The organism is Lutibacter sp., assembly GCF_013139515.1.
Taxonomy (GTDB): domain Bacteria; phylum Bacteroidota; class Bacteroidia; order Flavobacteriales; family Flavobacteriaceae; genus Lutibacter.
This window is the reverse complement of record NZ_WTAR01000003.1, coordinates 24098-41265: the sequence shown is the minus strand read 5'-3', so window position 1 is coordinate 41265 and position 17168 is coordinate 24098. Positions and strand designations below refer to the sequence as shown.

Annotated in this window: 14 protein-coding genes; 4 read left to right on the top strand and 10 right to left on the bottom strand. The window is 29.5% G+C overall.

Annotation, left to right across the window (positions count from 1 at the left end; genetic code table 11):
• From GQ540_RS00245 to GQ540_RS00225, 5 genes are all read right to left on the bottom strand, one after another.
• Positions 1-707: DUF2911 domain-containing protein (locus GQ540_RS00245; protein ID WP_291795554.1), on the bottom strand; the 707-nt coding region annotated here is incomplete at its 3' end.
• Between the two features lie 105 nt (positions 708-812).
• Entirely contained in the window at positions 813-2453 is a 1641-nt protein-coding gene (gldG, locus tag GQ540_RS00240; protein ID WP_291795551.1) for a gliding motility-associated ABC transporter substrate-binding protein GldG, read from the bottom strand.
• On the bottom strand, positions 2443-3171 hold the full coding sequence (gene gldF / locus GQ540_RS00235) for a gliding motility-associated ABC transporter permease subunit GldF (RefSeq protein WP_291795548.1): 729 nt from the start codon (positions 3169-3171) through the stop codon (positions 2443-2445). The genes gldG and gldF overlap by 11 nt, the downstream gene beginning before the upstream one ends.
• Before the next feature lie 58 nt (positions 3172-3229).
• Positions 3230-3526 (bottom strand): putative quinol monooxygenase, encoded by a 297-nt coding sequence (locus tag GQ540_RS00230; protein WP_291795545.1) that lies wholly within the window; start codon positions 3524-3526, stop codon positions 3230-3232.
• 7 nt (positions 3527-3533) lie between these two features.
• A complete protein-coding gene (locus GQ540_RS00225; protein ID WP_291795543.1) occupies positions 3534-4364 on the bottom strand; it encodes an SAM-dependent chlorinase/fluorinase in 831 nt (276 codons plus the stop codon).
• A 180-nt stretch (positions 4365-4544) separates the two neighbouring features.
• Between GQ540_RS00225 and GQ540_RS00220 the strand changes: the two genes are divergently transcribed.
• Positions 4545-5498 (top strand): PhoH family protein, encoded by a 954-nt coding sequence (locus GQ540_RS00220; RefSeq protein WP_291795540.1) that lies wholly within the window; start codon positions 4545-4547, stop codon positions 5496-5498.
• Positions 5491-6441, top strand: a complete 951-nt coding sequence (locus GQ540_RS00215) for a phosphoribosylaminoimidazolesuccinocarboxamide synthase (protein WP_291795538.1) — start codon at positions 5491-5493, stop codon at positions 6439-6441. Before GQ540_RS00220 ends, GQ540_RS00215 begins: the two co-directional genes overlap by 8 nt.
• Here the strand turns inward: GQ540_RS00215 and GQ540_RS00210 are convergent, their stop codons facing one another.
• The 5 genes from GQ540_RS00210 to GQ540_RS00190 all read right to left on the bottom strand — a co-directional run bounded on the left by GQ540_RS00210 (position 6442) and on the right by GQ540_RS00190 (position 13516).
• On the bottom strand, positions 6442-7872 hold the full coding sequence (locus GQ540_RS00210) for a bifunctional UDP-sugar hydrolase/5'-nucleotidase (RefSeq protein WP_291795535.1): 1431 nt from the start codon (positions 7870-7872) through the stop codon (positions 6442-6444). It lies immediately after the preceding gene.
• Between the two features lie 33 nt (positions 7873-7905).
• Positions 7906-8355 carry a hypothetical protein gene (locus GQ540_RS00205; protein ID WP_291795532.1) on the bottom strand — a complete coding sequence of 150 codons (450 nt, stop codon included), beginning with the start codon at positions 8353-8355 and terminating at the stop codon, positions 7906-7908.
• 558 nt (positions 8356-8913) lie between these two features.
• Positions 8914-10797 carry a membrane protein insertase YidC gene (gene yidC / locus GQ540_RS00200; RefSeq protein ID WP_291795529.1) on the bottom strand — a complete coding sequence of 628 codons (1884 nt, stop codon included), beginning with the start codon at positions 10795-10797 and terminating at the stop codon, positions 8914-8916.
• 111 nt (positions 10798-10908) lie between these two features.
• Positions 10909-12522: a CTP synthase gene (locus GQ540_RS00195; protein ID WP_291795526.1), complete on the bottom strand. Its 1614-nt coding sequence runs from the start codon at positions 12520-12522 to the stop codon at positions 10909-10911.
• 115 nt (positions 12523-12637) lie between these two features.
• Positions 12638-13516, bottom strand: a complete 879-nt coding sequence (locus GQ540_RS00190; RefSeq protein ID WP_291795523.1) for an SDR family oxidoreductase — start codon at positions 13514-13516, stop codon at positions 12638-12640.
• A gap of 189 nt (positions 13517-13705) precedes the next feature.
• On the opposite strand from GQ540_RS00190, the gene rpmH reads away from it, so the two are divergent.
• Complete coding sequence (rpmH, locus tag GQ540_RS00185) at positions 13706-13867, top strand: 50S ribosomal protein L34 (RefSeq protein WP_291795521.1); 162 nt, start codon at positions 13706-13708, stop codon at positions 13865-13867.
• A 141-nt stretch (positions 13868-14008) separates the two neighbouring features.
• A complete protein-coding gene (gene carB, locus GQ540_RS00180; protein ID WP_291795518.1) occupies positions 14009-16858 on the top strand; it encodes a carbamoyl-phosphate synthase large subunit in 2850 nt (949 codons plus the stop codon).
• The last annotated feature ends 310 nt before the right edge of the window (positions 16859-17168 follow it).

Here is a 17168-nt window from a genome sequence, read left to right as displayed (position 1 = left end):
CTCATTCTTCGTAAGTACCAAAAAGGAGGATTATCACCTTTAGTTGCTTTTTCCATCCAAGCTAAAGCTTGCTTTAAATCTTTTCCTTCAGTATGGTAATAAGTTGCTGATTGAAAATAATCGTTATCTGAAGGACCAGACATCGCTGTTTCAATACTTTTTGAAGCAATTTTATCTGTTGGAACTTCAAATTTAACACCAACATAAGTACTCTCCCAAAGTATTCCTAGTACAGCTGAACCTGAAGCTAAATCATCAAATGTCATTGTAAAAGATTCAATTTTCATATTCATTGTGTGAGCTTCTACAGTTGTTTTTGCAGCTACTTTACTTTCGTCCCATTCTCTTGGTGTTCCCCAATTGTTAGAATCACTGTAAAAAATCACATCCCAAGTAGTTTCATTTGGAATGGTGTAAATTGCATATGTTCCCTTTTTTAATTCTTGTCCGTCAATAGTAACGTTATCACCAAAAGTTATTTTAGTATTTGCGTTAGCACCAGTTCTCCATGTCTTTCCAAAAGGTACTAATCCACCAAAGATAGTTCTTCCTCTCATTGCTGGTCTAGAGAATTCTAAAGTAACATCAGTTAATCCAACAACCTTTTCAATTTTTGAAGAAGGACTAGGTTGAGGTGTTTTTATTTGTGCATTTGCTGTTGAAGTAAATCCTATAGCTAAGCATAAGATTGCTAATTTTTTTAACATAGTAGTTGTTATATTTAAGTTAAGTAACAAATATAACATTTATAAAACCTTGAAGAATTACCAAGTTTAACTTTAACAATAATTTATGAAGTTATGTTAAAAGTGTTACTGATATTTTTTCTTTCTGAAATAGTTAAAAATGAAACCAAAAAGAGCGAGAACTATTAGTGGAAAAAGAATATTTAGTAATTGCCATTTACGAGTTTCTTCAAATGCTTTTTGTTTGTTTAAAAAGTCAATTTGAACTGTTTTAGAGCGAATGTTAATTAAACCAGTGTCATCTAATAAATAGTTGACAGTATTTAGCAAAAATTCTTTATTTCCGTAATGTTGATTAGTCCATTTATTTACGCCTAATTCAAGAGGTTTTCCTTGTGAAATTTCGTTAGCAATAATATCTCCATCTGAAATTATAACCATTTTTGTTTCAATACTGTTTTCCTTTGAATTTTTAAGTTTAAAAGGCTTCACGCGGCCATTATAAGCCGATTTAAATTCACCTTCTAATATAACAGCAATTGGTTTTTCTCCATTTGTGTATTCTGAAGAATTTGGTTGCTCTGTTATTTTTTTTAATGAAATAATTGAAGGTGTTCCTACTGTTTTTGAAAGTTTAGAACTTTGCAATAAAACAGTTTTTTTAATAGTGTTTTTAAGTATGTCAATACTGTTTGCAAATTTTGCGTTTACAGCTTCAATATTATTATTTATTGGGTGATTATTTATTGAATTTAATAACGGAAAATACATCCATTGAAATTGACTAAATTGTGTTTTATTTCCAATATTTCCTGTTGCCAAAGGAATTTCAGAATTGTATAAATCTGTAATTAAATCAGTATTAATTCTAACACCATAGTTGAAAAATAAATCAGTTAAACCTAAATCTCTTGGGTATGCTAAAGTTTCGCCGGTTTGCATTAGACTATCTAATTCGGCTTGCACATTATCAACTAGCCATAACGTTTTTCCGCCATTCATTAAAAATTGATCTAACGTAAATTTTTCATCTTCAGTAAATTTTTCGGTAGGTTTGGCTATAATTGCTAAGTCAAATTTAGAAATATCAGTAAGTGTTTTTTGTGGTTGAGAAACAACTGAATCTAATGTGAAAGGAGCTAAGAAATAATATTCGTTTAATTTTTTTAAAAAATCAGCTATATAAATATCATTTAACTCACCGTTTCCTTTGATAATGGCTATTTTTTTTGATTTTTTTGAAGTTACCTTATGTATAGCATTTGCAAAAGCATATTCTAAATTTTGGATAGAACTTTCTAATTGTTCATCTTGAGAATCAGAAAAAATATCTTTTAAAAGCGAAATATTTTCTGTCTTATTTTTTGATGAAACAACTGCCCAAGGAAAAATTACAATTTCAGATAATTTTCCATTTTCTTGTACTTGTAATCGGCTTGGTTCTAATCCTTTATTTATTAATTCCTGACCAATTTTAGAAGGGTTTATAAAATGAAATTTTATATTTTTATTGAGAGCTTTTAATTCTTCTAAGTGTTGTTTTGTTTCAATTTGAAGACGTTTAAATTCCGCAGGAAAATCGCCTTGTAAATACACTTTTATAGTAATACTGTTTTGTGCATTTTTAATGATGTTTTTTGTAGCTTTTGATAGCGTATATCTTCCATCTTCAGTTAAATCAAATCGTTTGTAAATTTTTGAACTTACAAAGTTGAGTAGGAGCAAGCCAACTAAAAGAAATCCTATTTTAGAATACTTACTGTTCATGTTGTATTCTGTAATTTGTTAGTATTAAAAAAAAGAAAGTTATAGATACAAAATAAATTAAATCACGTGTATCAATTACACCTTTACTTATACTTTCAAAGTGTGAATTCATTCCAAAATTTTGAAAGGTATAATCTAAATTTCCGAAGAGATTATAATTTGCTAAAGCTTCAAACCCGTAAAAGAAAAAGAAGGAAATAAATACGGCTGTAATAAATGAAACAATTTGATTTTTTGAAATTGTAGAAGCAAAAACACCAATAGCAGTATAAGTGCTAGCTAAAAATAGTAATCCTATAAACGACCCCAAAGTGGTTCCTAATTTTAGATTTCCAACAGGATTTCCTAATTTATAAATACTGTAAACGTAAATTAAAGTTGGTAAAATAGCCAAAATTACTAATAGTAATGAACCTACGTATTTTCCTAAAATAAGTTGCCAATTTGTAATTGGTTTGGTTTTTAAAATTTCAATAGTTCCTGTATTATATTCATCAGAAAAACTACGCATAGTAATTGCAGGAATTAAAAAAATAAATATCCATGGAGCTAAAAAAAAGTAATTATTTAAATCTGCAAAACCGGCATGCAAAATATTGAAATCACCTTCAAAAACCCATAAAAATAAACCGTTAACCAATAAATACACCGCAATTACTAAATAGGCAATTGGTGATGAAAAAAATGAATTTAGTTCTTTTAGTAATATTGGTTTCATTTGTAATTTATAATTCAAAAAGTAAGACTTGTATTTTATAAGTATAGTTTTTTAATGTTTACGTTAAACTTTCAACTGTATCAACGCTCCATGCCTCAGGTTTGTTGTTGAATAATACTTTTGTTTTTGCCCAAACCTGTTTAAAAAGTTCTGAGTTTCTGTAAACTTCTAAATTTGCTTCAGATTCCCAATAACTATAAGTGAAAAACGTGTTTGGGTTGTTTTTGTCTCTCAATAATTTTAACTGATTACAGCCTTCAAAATTGCGTATTTTTTCTTTATTTTCATTAAAATTTTGAAGAAATTCTTCAACTTTTGAATCTTCAAAACTCATTTTTACAATTCGTGTAAACATAATTTTTTTATATAAACTTAACAGTTATCATGTCTCTATAATTCAATCCTAACAGTGAATGTGCACTGCCAACAGTACTAGAGTTACTGCGATACATTGCTATTTCTAAATAATTCACAGAGTTAAAAATGGCCATTTTGCTTCCGTCTTTTTGCCGTTGTTCTTTAGGTAAAGAAAAATCAACTAGATCGCTGTATTTTAGATATACTTTTTTAAAAGTATATCTATTAGCTGTAACTTCAAAATTACGCCCTTTACTAACATCTTGAAATAATTTTTCAGTAATATTGCTAACACAATTTCCGTAATTATCAATATAAATGATATGGCCTGAAATAGTATTATTATCTGATGAAACAGCAGGTTGAAGCTCTATAGTTTGTTTAAAATCAGGAATAATTTTACCAATAATTTCTAGTGTTCCTCCTCGTGCAATATGGCACGCAACTTTCACAAAAACATCTAATACAGGAAAACTTGTTGAAACTCTGTCATGAATATTTATTTCAACAATTTTTTCTGGCTTTATTTCTGAAGCTAGTAATGAAATTACACCATTATCTGGACAAATAAAGTAATGATTGTCTAATTTTAAAGCAATGTGTTTATTTTCATTATTTAACTCAGAATCTACACCAATAATATGGATGCTGCCTTCAGGGAAACTTTTATAAGCATTTTTTAAGATATATGCTGTTTCTGTAATATTAAATGGAGAAATTAAATGAGAAATATCAACAATTTTGGCATCAGGTAATTCGCTGTAGATGGTGCCTTTTACAGCGCCAACAAAGTGGTCTTTAATTCCAAAATCAGTAGTTAAAGTTATTATTGACATATAAATTTCTTGCGATTTTTTTGATACTTACAATTGTAAAACCTTAATAAAATGTTTAAAACTTATTTCTAAAACTTAGAAGATTGTTATTTGATAATGCTTACATTTGTTATGCAAATCTAATGAAATATTCGGTTATTTAGTATACATTTTTTTATTATAACTTAACACTCACATCATTTGAACGAACGTATTATTGAACTGACAGAGATTAATCCAAACGACTTGTTTGGTACTCAAAATACGAATGTAGAAATTTTACGAAAATATTACCCTAAACTTAAAATTGTTGCTCGTGGAAATGAATTGAAAGCTTATGGTGAGCCTGAAATTTTAGATGAATTTGAGAAAAGGTTGGGTATGCTTATTACCTATTTTAATCGTTATAATAAATTAGATGAAAATAGTATTGAACGTATTTTAACTTCAAATGGTAGTGAGCATAAAAGTTCAAAATTAGCTGATGGTGTTTTGGTACACGGTGTAGGAGGAAAGCTAATAAAAGCCCAGACTGCCAATCAACGAAAAATGGTTGAGTTCATAGAAAAAAACGATATGCTTTTTGCTATTGGTCCTGCAGGCACAGGTAAAACTTATACAGCTGTTGCATTAGCTGTTAAAGCGTTGAAAGAGAGGGGGGTGAAAAGGATTGTTTTAACACGTCCGGCTGTAGAATCGGGTGAAAATTTAGGTTTTTTACCCGGAGATTTAAAAGAAAAATTAGACCCATACATGCAACCTTTATATGATGCATTGCGTGATATGATACCTTATGAACGGCTTGATTCATACATTGAAAAAGGAATTATACAAATTGCGCCTTTGGCATTTATGCGTGGTAGAACGTTAGATAATGCTTTTGTAATTTTAGACGAAGCACAAAATACTACACATAGTCAAATGAAAATGTTTTTAACTAGAATGGGTAAAAGTGCAAAATTTGTGATTAATGGAGATCCTGGGCAGATTGATTTGCCTAGAAGGCAAGTGTCAGGTTTAAAAGAAGCCATGTTAACGCTTAAAGAGGTTAAAGGAATAGCATTTGTGCAATTAGATGAAAAAGATGTAGTAAGGCATAGATTGGTAAAGCAAATAATATCTGCATATAAAAGTTTAGAAATAGGAAATGAGTAATACAATTAACAACACAGCATTTAATTTTCCAAAGCAAACATATGTTTACAAAGGAAAAGTAAGAGAAGTTTATAATTTGAACGATGAAATATTAGTAATGATTGCTTCTGATAGACTTTCAGCTTTTGATGTAGTCATGCCAAAACAAATACCTTTTAAAGGCCAAATATTAAATCAAATTGCTTCAAAAATGATGGAAGCAACTAAAGATATTGTTCCAAACTGGATTATTGCTATTCCTGATCCAAATGTTGCAATAGGGCATATGTGCACACCATTTAAAGTTGAAATGGTGATTCGCGGATATATGTCTGGTCACGCAGCGCGCGAATATAAGCTAGGGAAGCGTATGTTGTGTGGAGTTTCAATGCCTGATGGAATGTGCGAAAACGATAAATTTCCTGAACCAATAATTACGCCAGCTACAAAAGCTGAAGAAGGAGATCACGATGAAGATATTTCAAAGGAAGCTATTATTTCAAAAGGTATTGTTTCAAAAGAAGATTACGAAGTATTGGAAAATTATACGAAAGCATTGTTTGATAGAGGTACTGAAATTGCTGCAGAACGTGGCTTGATTTTAGTGGATACTAAATATGAATTTGGTAAAACAAAAGACGGGAAAATTGTGTTAATTGATGAAATTCATACACCAGATTCTTCACGTTATTTTTATAATGAAGGATATGAAGAAAGGCAAAGCAAAGGAGAAACTCAAAAACAATTGTCTAAAGAGTTTGTTCGTCAGTGGCTAATTACTAATAATTTTCAAGGATTGGAAGGACAAACTGTACCCGAAATGAGTGATGAGAAAATTAAAGAAATTTCTGATCGTTATATTGAACTATACGAAAATATAACAGGTGAAACGTTCGTCAAATCGGATGTAAGTGATATTATGAATAGAATTGAGAAAAATGTACTTGCCTTTTTGGAGAAGTAATTAATTAAACTTAAAGTAATTACTATAGCCTGTGTAATTTATTGGTGTAGCATCATTTTCTAAATAATTAATAATTGCTTCTGCAGTTGTATAGGGTTTATATGTTGGTGTTTGTGTAAAGTAAGTGTCGTAAACAGCAGGAATATAATCGTTTAATCCAATAGTTAATGTTGTATTATCACTTAAAATCATATTCGCATTATCTCTTATAACAACTTCAAAACCATCTTGATCAATTGTTCCACCTGAATAATAAAAACCAGCACCACTATTTTTTAAGAAGTTTTTAATTTCACCAACAGTCATAGTGTAAGTTACACTTCCATTATTAAAAGGGTCAATAGTATAAATTTCACGTTTTAAAATATCACCTTCATCTAAATTAGCTCTTACACCTCCTGTATTTTGAAACGTTAAATCAACATCCATTTCATATTTTAAAGCGCTTGTATAAAAATAACCAACTTGTGATCTAGAATGATATGCTTCTGAATAGCCAATGACCTCATCTAAATTAGCATCTTCGTTGTAGGTGTCAATTACACTTTTAAGTGCTGAATCAAAATTAGAATAACTATTCAAATCAATTAGTTCATAATCTAAATTTTGAATAGCTTTATCTTTAATAGTTAACTTAATTTTTCCTAAATAATTTAAATTAGAACCAGCTTGAAAAACAGGAATACTATTTACAGTTGTATTTGTTCTTGAATGAGAATGCCCCCCAATAATTAAATCAAAATATGGATAATTTGCAGCAATATTTTTATCGGTTGATTCACCTAAATGTGTAAGGGCAATATACAAATCTGATTCTTCAGATTCTTTTAATTGTGAGTAATTATCAATGACAGAAGTATATTTTTGAAAAGTTAAATTTTTAACTCTCCAAGGGTGAGTTGAAGGAATAATAGCACCTTCTTTACCATTTGTTTCAACGAGCCCTAAAAAAGTAATTTTAACATCGTTTTTAGTAATTGTTTTGTATTCATTTGGTTCTGGTATGCCAGTTGTGTTCATATCAACATTCGCACAAACCCAATCAAATTGAGATTGTTGAAAACGGTCTTTTAAAATAATTTCACCATAATCAAATTCATGATTACCAATGGTTGCAACATCAAATCCAACTTTATTCATAAGGTCAATCATTGGAAATCCTTTTTCGTTATGATTATCGACTACTGGGTTTCCAGAAAAAATATCTCCACTACAAACAACCATAACATTGGTTAATTCTTTTTCTTGATCAATTATATGTTTAATTTTTGAAAAATTATCAAGTCTCCCATGTTGATCGTTTATATGAAAAATAGTAACTTCTTTTAAAGTGTTTTGTGGAATAGGGGTAGTTGTATTCTCATTTTTTGAGCAGGTGATTAAAAAAAATGAAAATGAAATTAAGATTAATAATTGTTTTACTAATTTCATGAGATATTTATTTATACTCAAAAGTAGATAAAATTAAGCAATTAACTCTTTTTTTGATATGTTTACTGTTTGTAAGATTTGCGCAAATGAAATATTTTCTTTTTCTACAAAATTATACGCACTTTCTAATGTTGAAAATATTTGAACACTTTGTAAAGGTTGTAATTGTTCTTGAGCTTCTTTAAATAATGTAGAATAGACTACCTGATTTGGTGTGTTTGTTATTAGGGCAATTTTTTTTACCCCATATATTTTAGAATTACTTTCTAAGTGTTGTACATATTTATTAATATCTTCAAGTGAAAGTTCAAATTGCACGTTATTCAAGTCTACAATGTGATCAAATTTAGGAGAGAATAAAGGGTCACTATTTAGGGTGTTTATAAAATTCATCATAGAGTCTAAATTTAAAATACCTTCTTGTACTATTGTAATTAGATTATTTTCTTTAGAAATTTTATAAGTAAATTTTAATTTAGACATATTTTTACGAAAAAAGTGTAAGCAAAAATATAAATTTCAAGCAAGTTGAGGTATGATTTATATCACTTCTTTTAGAGTAAATAAATAGAAATTTCTTCATCAATTTCAAGCCATTCTGCTGCAGCATCATATGTAGAGAAAATCTCAATGTTTTGTGATGTATTTTTGCTAAGTATTCTAAATAAAGTAGGAATAACTACTTGATTTGGTGTTTTAGTAATTACTGCGATATATCTGTTTTAGGCTTTTTAAAATTATCATCAAAAAACTTTACCATATGCATTTAGATCATTGAATGATGCTTTAATCTTTACACTCTTAATATGAATTATGTGATTGAGGTTGGGAGAATAATTTACATCTGAATATAATTTTTTAGCAAAATTAATATAGTCGTTTAAATTTAAAAACCTTCGTGGTATTGAATAAGAAGGTTATTTTCTTTTAAAATTTTATATTTACTTAGTAATAGAGATATTTAAAGTAACTTTTGTTACAAGTTGCAAAAAAAAGACTCAAATATTTAAATTTGAGTCTTTTAACTAAGGTGTATATATGTTATTTTTTCTTTTTTTGTTGTTCTTGCGCTTGTTTCATAGCATCATTTAAACGCTGACGAAACTTCCCTTCTTTTTTAGGTTTCTTTTTGTTCTCTTGAATCTTCGCATGAATTTTATCTTCATCAATAATGTAATTCTTAATAATTAGCATAATTGTAATAGTTAGTAAGTTTGAAACAAAGTAATATAAACTTAAACTACTCGCATACATATTAAAGAAAATTAACATCATTACAGGAGAGAAATACATCATCATTTTCATCATCTTTTGCATATCTGGCATTCCTTCTTGTGTAGGTTGTTGCATATTCATTTGCTGACTTTGACTCATTCTCATATAAAAGAAAATTGCAATTGAAGCTAATATAGGAAATAGACTAATGTGTGAACCATACATTGGAATTGTAAATGGTAATTCAAATACAGAATCATAAGCAGATAAATCATCAGCCCATAAAAACCCTTTTTGACGTAAATCTATATTTGAAGGAAAAAATCGAAACAATGCAAAGAATACAGGCATTTGTAACAATGCCGGAATACAACCAGCTAATGGGCTTACACCAGCTTTGCTTTGAACGGCCATTGTTTCTTGTTGGCGTTTCATTGCATTTTCTTTACCTGGTAAACGCTTGTTAATTTCTTCCATTTCAGGTTTTAAAACCTTCATTTTTGCGCTTGATAAATAAGATTTATATACTAATGGTGACATTATTATTCTAACAACTATAGTTAATAGAATAATAATTAAACCATAATTACCAATAAAACCTTGTAAAAAGTTAAATACAGGAACAAAAACTAGGCGATTTATGTAGCCAAAAATTCCCCAACCAAGATTTACAATTTCTTTTATATTGCGATCGTATTTTTTTAGAATATGGTAATCATTTGGTCCAATGTACCAATTCATGTTGTAATCTAATTCACCACTTTGTAAAGCTAAAGGTGCTTTTAAAGAAAAGGCTTTGGTAAAAGTTGTATCTATTTCTTCATCAATAGATAAGGTTTTTGAAGCTAAACTGGCGTTTTCAAAAGCTTGTTCAGAAATTAAAATTGTAGAGAAAAAATGCTGCTTATAAGCTACCCAATTAACATCAATTTCTTCAGCATCATCTTCACCGCCAACTGATAAGTAATCTATATTTTCATCTTCTTTTTCATAATACATTTCAGTTTGTTGGTTCTCGTAACGAATACTTTTTTCTTTTCTAAAAGCTTCTAAGTTCCAATCTAAATTAACTTGTTGCGAAGTGTTAAAAGTTGAACTTAAACCTTGAGAACGTATGTTAAAATCAACCATATACTCATTAGGTTTAATTTCGTAGTAGTATTCTAAAAATTTAGTATTATCAACTTTCAATTTCATTGAAAGTATTTGACTTTCACCATTAGTAGTTAATGTTGGTTCAAACAATAAATCTTTCGTATTAAGAATTCTATTATCTGTAGTTCCAAAATTCAAGTTAAAAGAAGCGTTGTTATCTTTTATAATATACAATGGTAAAGAATCGTACGTTACATAATTTTTTAATAAAGCTTCTTTAATTTGTCCACCTTTATTTGAAATTACTAATCTAAGTACATCGTTTTCTAAAACAGTTTCTGCATCAGTAATGGTTGCTGAATATGCAAATGCACCTAATTGATTTTGAGCTTTAGCAAGAGAAAGTGAATCAGTTGCCTGTACAATTTCAACAGTTGAATTGGCACTTGTATTGTTTGAAGTTATAGTTTCTTCTTGTACTTGTTCTGTTTTATTATTTTTTTCAGCTTCTAATTCTTCAGGTGTAGGTTGGTTACTATACATCCACCATAACATAATAGCTCCTAATAATACAAAACCTATTAATGAATTTAAATCGAATTTTTTTTCTTCCATGTGTGTGTTTATAATGTCAGTTTGTCACGTGCTTATTTAAAAACTTCTTAAAAAGTCCGACAAATGTACTAAATGTAATGTTATAATTGAGTTTTTAATACTAATTCTATGTTACTTCAAAGAGTGTTCCAAAGCCGCTTTTACAAAACCTATAAATAAAGGGTGTGGATTTAAAACAGTACTCTTATATTCAGGATGGTATTGAACTCCAATAAACCATGGGTGTGAGGGAATTTCAATAACTTCAACTAAATTTGTTTTTGGGTTTTTGCCAGTAGCAATCATTCCTGCTTTTTCAATTTGTTTTAAGTAATCGTTGTTAAACTCATATCTATGTCTGTGACGTTCACTTATTAATTCCTTAGAATAAATATTTTTAATTTGTGTGTTTTCTTTTAGTTTACAATCCCAAGCGCCTAAACGCATAGTGCCACCATAGTTTGTAATACTTTTTTGTTCTTCCATTAAATCAATAACAGGATTTAACGTTTTAGTATCCATTTCAGAAGAATTAGCATCTTTTAGGCCTAAAACATTTCTAGAAAATTCTATTACTGCCATTTGCATTCCCAAACAAATTCCTAAAAAAGGAATCTTGTTTTCACGAGCGTATTTTACAGCTTCAATTTTTCCTTCAATTCCTCTTTCTCCAAAACCTGGAGCAACTAAAATACCATTTAAGTTTTTTAATTTTGTAGCAACGTTTGCTGTTGTTAAATCTTCAGAATGAATCCAGTTAATATTAACTTTAACCCGATTAGATGCACCTGCATGGATAAACGCTTCAGAAATTGATTTGTAAGCATCATGCAATTCAACATATTTACCAATCAACCCAATTTCAATCGTGCTTTTTGGATTTTTGAAGCCTTTTAAGAAATTATTCCATTCTTTAAGTTCGGGTTGTTTGTCTATTGGTAATTGTAATTTTTTTAATACAACGATGTCTAAACCTTCTTCTAACATTAAGTTAGGAACGTCGTAAATCGTTTCTGCATCTATAGATTCAATAACATCTTCTTTTTTAACATTACAAAACAATGCTAATTTATTTTTTATTGAATCAGATATTTTATGCTCAGTTCTACACACTAAAATATCTGGACTTACACCACTTTGCATCAACATTTTTACTGAATGTTGCGTTGGTTTTGTTTTTAATTCACCTGCAGCAGCTAAATAAGGTATTAGTGTTAAATGAATTACAATGGCATTTTCATGACCTAATTCCCATAATAATTGACGAACAGATTCTATATAAGGTAACGATTCAATATCACCAACAGTTCCTCCAATTTCAGTAATAACAATATCAAACTCTCTCGTATTTCCTAAAATTTGAATTCGATGTTTAATCTCATCAGTAATATGAGGAACCACTTGTACCGTTTTTCCTAAAAACTCACCTTTACGTTCTTTGTTAATTACAGATTGGTAAATTTTACCAGTTGTAACATTATTTGCCTGTGAAGTAGGAATATTTAAAAAACGCTCGTAATGTCCTAAATCTAAATCGGTTTCAGCACCATCATCAGTTACATAACACTCTCCATGTTCGTATGGATTTAACGTTCCTGGGTCAATATTTATATATGGATCTAGTTTTTGAATGGTAACAGAGTAGCCTCTTTCTTGTAATAATTTAGCTAAAGAAGCTGCAATTATCCCTTTTCCTAGTGAAGAAGTAACGCCTCCTGTTACAAAAACGTATTTTGTGTTTTTCATTGATATTAGGTTTGGGCAAAAGTACTAACTCTATTTTAGTTGACAAAAAAAGAAACCTTCAAATATTTTTTTATTTTGAAGGTTTCTTTTTGTTATTATTTTGGTTGAAATACTGCTATTTCTTTTTCTTACTTCTTACCATTGCTTCTAACATATCCCACATTTCTTCTGAAATTTCTTCTAACATATTAAATTCACCTGCACCTTTTAACCATTCTCCACCATCAATAGTAATAACTTCTCCATTCACATACGCAGAGAAATCACTCATTAAGTAAGCCGCTAAATTTGCCAATTCTTGATGTACACCAACTCTACCAACAGGAACTTTCTTTTTCATATCAAATTTTTCTCTTAAGTCACCAGGTAATAATCTGTCCCAAGCGCCTTTTGTAGGAAAAGGACCTGGAGCAATAGCGTTAGAGCGAATTCCGTACTTAGCCCATTCAACAGCTAAAGAGCGTGTCATTGCCAAAACTCCAGCTTTTGCAGTTGCAGATGGTACAACATACGCCGATCCTGTCCAAGCATACGTTGTTACAATATTTAAAATGGTAGATTTTGGTTGTTTTATTTTTATCCAATGTTTTCCAAAGGCTAAGGTGCAATTTTTACTTCCTTTTAAAACAATATCTATAACAGTGTCAAAAGCATTTGCAGATAATCGTTCAGTTGGACTGATAAAATTTCCAGCAGCATTATTTAAAAGTCCGTCTACTTTACCAAATTTTTTCAAAGTTTCAGCCAAAACATTTTCTACTTCATTATAATTTCTAACATCGCATTGAACAGCTAACACAGTACCTCCAGTTTTTTCTTCTAATTCTGTTTTAGCTTTTTCTAATTTTTCAATATTTCGGGAAGTAATAGCTACGTGGGCTCCAAGTTCTAAAAAATAAGTAGTCATAGCTTTTCCTAAACCACTTCCTCCTCCAGTTACAACAATAACAAGGTCTTTTAAACTTCCTTCTTTAAGCATTGATTCTTGATACATTTTCAGATATTTTTAATTTGTATAAATGTATGTAATTTTTCTTTTTTGGCTTTAAAATATTATTTTAATTTTTTTTAAAATTCTATTTGTCAAAAACAAAAGTAATTGTATATTTGCCAACGCTTTTAAGGAGAAGATTCTTAAAGAAAGCAACAATATAAGAAACACGATTTTTAAAATTTATAAGTAATGCCAAAAAGAACATTTCAGCCATCAAAAAGAAAAAGAAGAAATAAGCACGGTTTTAGAGAGCGTATGGCTAGTGCAACAGGACGTAAAGTTTTGTCAAGAAGAAGAGCTAAAGGTAGAAAAAATTTAAGTGTTTCTTCGGCACCAAGACCAAAGAAATAATGAAACTATAGTTTTAATATATAAGGTGTTACTTTTTTTAAGTAACACCTTTTTTTGTATCCTTTTAATAAGTTTTGAAAACTATTTTTTTATCAAAAACTAATTTTATAGATATTTACACATTAATATTTACAATTACCAATGCCTAAAAATACCAACATAAAATCTATTTTAATAATTGGATCAGGACCAATTGTTATAGGACAAGCATGTGAATTTGATTATTCTGGTTCACAGTCAATTAGATCACTAAAAGAAGAAGGAATTGAAGTTACTTTAATTAATTCAAACCCAGCAACTATTATGACGGATCCGTCATTGGCTGATAATGTTTATTTAAAGCCTTTGACTACTAAATCTATCATTGAAATTTTAAAAGCTCACCCTGGGATTGATGCAGTTTTACCAACTATGGGAGGGCAAACAGCATTAAATTTATGTATTGAAGCTGATGATAAAGGTATTTGGAAAGATTTTAATGTTGAATTAATTGGTGTTGATATTGATGCCATTAATATTACTGAAGATAGAGAGCAGTTTAGAAAATTAATGATTAAAATTGGTATCGGTCAGGCACCATCAACTACTGCAAATTCATTTTTAAAAGGTAAAGAAATAGCACAGGAATATGGTTTTCCTTTAGTAATTCGTCCATCATTTACATTAGGCGGTTTTGGAGCCTCAATTGTTTATAAAAAAGAAGATTTTGATGAATTATTAAGTCGTGGTTTAGAAGCTTCGCCAATTCACGAAGTTATTATTGATAAGGCTTTATTAGGATGGAAAGAATATGAATTAGAGTTGTTGAGAGATAAAAATGACAACGTAGTAATTATTTGTACCATTGAAAATATGGACCCAATGGGAATTCATACAGGAGACTCAATTACTGTTGCGCCTGCAATGACTTTAAGTGATACCACTTTTCAAAGAATGCGTGATATGGCAATTCATATGATGCGTTCAATTGGTGATTTTGCTGGAGGTTGTAACGTTCAATTTGCAGTGAGTCCTGATGAAAAAGAAGATATTATTGCCATTGAAATTAATCCACGTGTTTCACGTTCATCAGCATTGGCTTCAAAAGCAACAGGATATCCAATTGCTAAAATTGCTTCAAAATTAGCTATAGGTTATAATTTAGATGAATTAAATAATCAAATTACAAAAACAACTTCAGCATTATTTGAACCAACATTAGACTATGTAATTGTTAAAATACCACGTTGGAATTTTGATAAGTTTGAAGGTGCAGATAGAACGTTAGGTCTTCAAATGAAATCAGTTGGAGAAGTTATGGGAATTGGCCGTTCATTTCAAGAAGCATTGCATAAAGCAACACAATCTTTAGAAATAAAACGGAATGGATTAGGTGCTGATGGAAAAGGAGTGAAGGATTATGATAAAATTATTAAAAAACTAACCTACGCAAGTTGGGATCGTGTTTTTGTAATTTATGATGCAATTCAAATGGGAATTCCGTTGAGTAGAATTCACGAAATTACGAAGATTGATATGTGGTTTTTAAAGCAATATGAAGAATTATTAGCTTTAGAGAATGAAATTTCAACCTATAAATTAGATTCATTAACCTATGAATTGTTATTAGAAGCAAAACAAAAAGGATTTGCAGATAGACAAATTGCACATATGTTAGGTTGTTGGGAAAGTGAAGTTCATGCCAAAAGAACAGAATTAGATATTAATAGAGTGTATAAATTAGTTGATGCGTGTGCAGCTGAGTTTGATGCTCAAACACCATATTATTATTCAACTTTTGAAAATAAAATGATTACTTCAGAAGGTAGTTATGCAGATAATGAAAGTGAAGTAACTGATAAGAAAAAAATTGTAGTTTTAGGTTCTGGCCCAAATAGAATTGGACAAGGAATTGAGTTTGATTACTGTTGTGTGCACGGAGTTTTAGCCGCTAAAGAAGCTGGTTATGAAACTATTATGATTAATTGTAATCCTGAAACTGTTTCAACCGATTTTGATACTGCTGATAAGTTATATTTTGAACCTGTTTTTTGGGAACATATTTATGATATCATTCAACATGAAAAACCTGAAGGAGTTATTGTTCAATTAGGTGGTCAAACAGCTTTAAAATTAGCTGAAAAATTAGAAAAGTGGGGAGTGAAAATTATAGGAACTAGTTTTGAAGCTTTAGATTTAGCGGAAGATAGAAAACGATTTTCAGGATTGTTAGTTGATTTAAAAATCCCTTTTCCAGAATATGGGACAGCAACAACAGCTGATGAAGCTTCTGTAATTGCAGATGATTTAGATTTTCCAATTTTAGTTCGTCCTTCTTATGTATTAGGAGGGCAAGGAATGAAAATTGTTATCAATAAAGAAGAATTAGAGAAACATGTTGTTGATATTCTTCGGAAAATACCAAACAATGTATTGCTTTTAGATCATTATTTAGATGGAGCAATTGAAGCTGAAGCTGATGCAATATGTGATGGTGAAGATGTTTATATTATTGGTATTATGGAACATATTGAGCCTTGTGGTGTTCATTCTGGAGATTCAAATGCTACATTGCCACCATTTAATTTAGGTGAGTTTGTAATGCAACAAATTAAAGATCACACTAAAAAAATAGCGTTAGCTTTAAAAACGGTTGGATTGATAAATATTCAATTTGCTGTTAAAGACGATGTTGTTTATATTATTGAAGCCAATCCAAGAGCTTCACGTACAGTGCCTTTTATATCAAAAGCTTATAAAGAACCTTATGTAAATTACGCTACAAAAGTAATGTTGGGCGAAAATAAAGTGAAAGACTTTAATTTTAACCCTCAGTTAGAGGGTTATGCCATAAAACAACCCGTATTTTCATTTAATAAGTTTCCTAATGTTGATAAAAAACTAGGACCTGAAATGAAATCTACCGGTGAAAGTATTTTATTTATTGATGATTTAAAAGATGATCAGTTTTACGAGTTGTATTCTCGTAGAAAAATGTATTTGAATAAATAAAAAACATGAAACACACTATTAATAGTGTGTTTCATGTTTTAACTTCATTTTTTGAAGAATAAATCTTATCTCTTTTCTGATAAAAGAAGATTTTTAAGTCTTTTTTTATGTGAATGTTATTACAAACAATTTTAACGTAAAGTATTTATAAATTTTAAAACGCTAAATATCAGTTATTTAATTGTGTTGTTTTAATTAATTCTAAATAATTTTGTACGTTAATTAGCTGATATATATCATTGTACCCTTTCCATTATTCTTCTAGTTTTACTCTGTCAAAATTGAACAGTTTAATAAAATGATTTGTTAA

Bases quoted from the DNA above. Each gene is read 5' to 3' on its own strand.
- GQ540_RS00205 (WP_291795532.1), bottom strand. From the start codon at position 8,355: ATGTCTAAATTAAAATTTACTTATAAAATTTCTAAAGAAAATAATCTA.
- GQ540_RS00225 (WP_291795543.1), bottom strand. From the start codon at position 4,364: ATGTCAATAATAACTTTAACTACTGATTTTGGAATTAAAGACCACTTT.
- rpmH (WP_291795521.1), top strand. From the start codon at position 13,706: ATGCCAAAAAGAACATTTCAGCCATCAAAAAGAAAAAGAAGAAATAAG.
- GQ540_RS00210 (WP_291795535.1), bottom strand. From the start codon at position 7,872: ATGAAATTAGTAAAACAATTATTAATCTTAATTTCATTTTCATTTTTT.
- gldG (WP_291795551.1), bottom strand. From the start codon at position 2,453: ATGAACAGTAAGTATTCTAAAATAGGATTTCTTTTAGTTGGCTTGCTC.
- yidC (WP_291795529.1), bottom strand. From the start codon at position 10,797: ATGGAAGAAAAAAAATTCGATTTAAATTCATTAATAGGTTTTGTATTA.
- GQ540_RS00215 (WP_291795538.1), top strand. From the start codon at position 5,491: ATGAGTAATACAATTAACAACACAGCATTTAATTTTCCAAAGCAAACA.
- GQ540_RS00190 (WP_291795523.1), bottom strand. From the start codon at position 13,516: ATGTATCAAGAATCAATGCTTAAAGAAGGAAGTTTAAAAGACCTTGTT.
- gldF (WP_291795548.1), bottom strand. From the start codon at position 3,171: ATGAAACCAATATTACTAAAAGAACTAAATTCATTTTTTTCATCACCA.
- carB (WP_291795518.1), top strand. From the start codon at position 14,009: ATGCCTAAAAATACCAACATAAAATCTATTTTAATAATTGGATCAGGA.
- GQ540_RS00230 (WP_291795545.1), bottom strand. From the start codon at position 3,526: ATGTTTACACGAATTGTAAAAATGAGTTTTGAAGATTCAAAAGTTGAA.
- GQ540_RS00195 (WP_291795526.1), bottom strand. From the start codon at position 12,522: ATGAAAAACACAAAATACGTTTTTGTAACAGGAGGCGTTACTTCTTCA.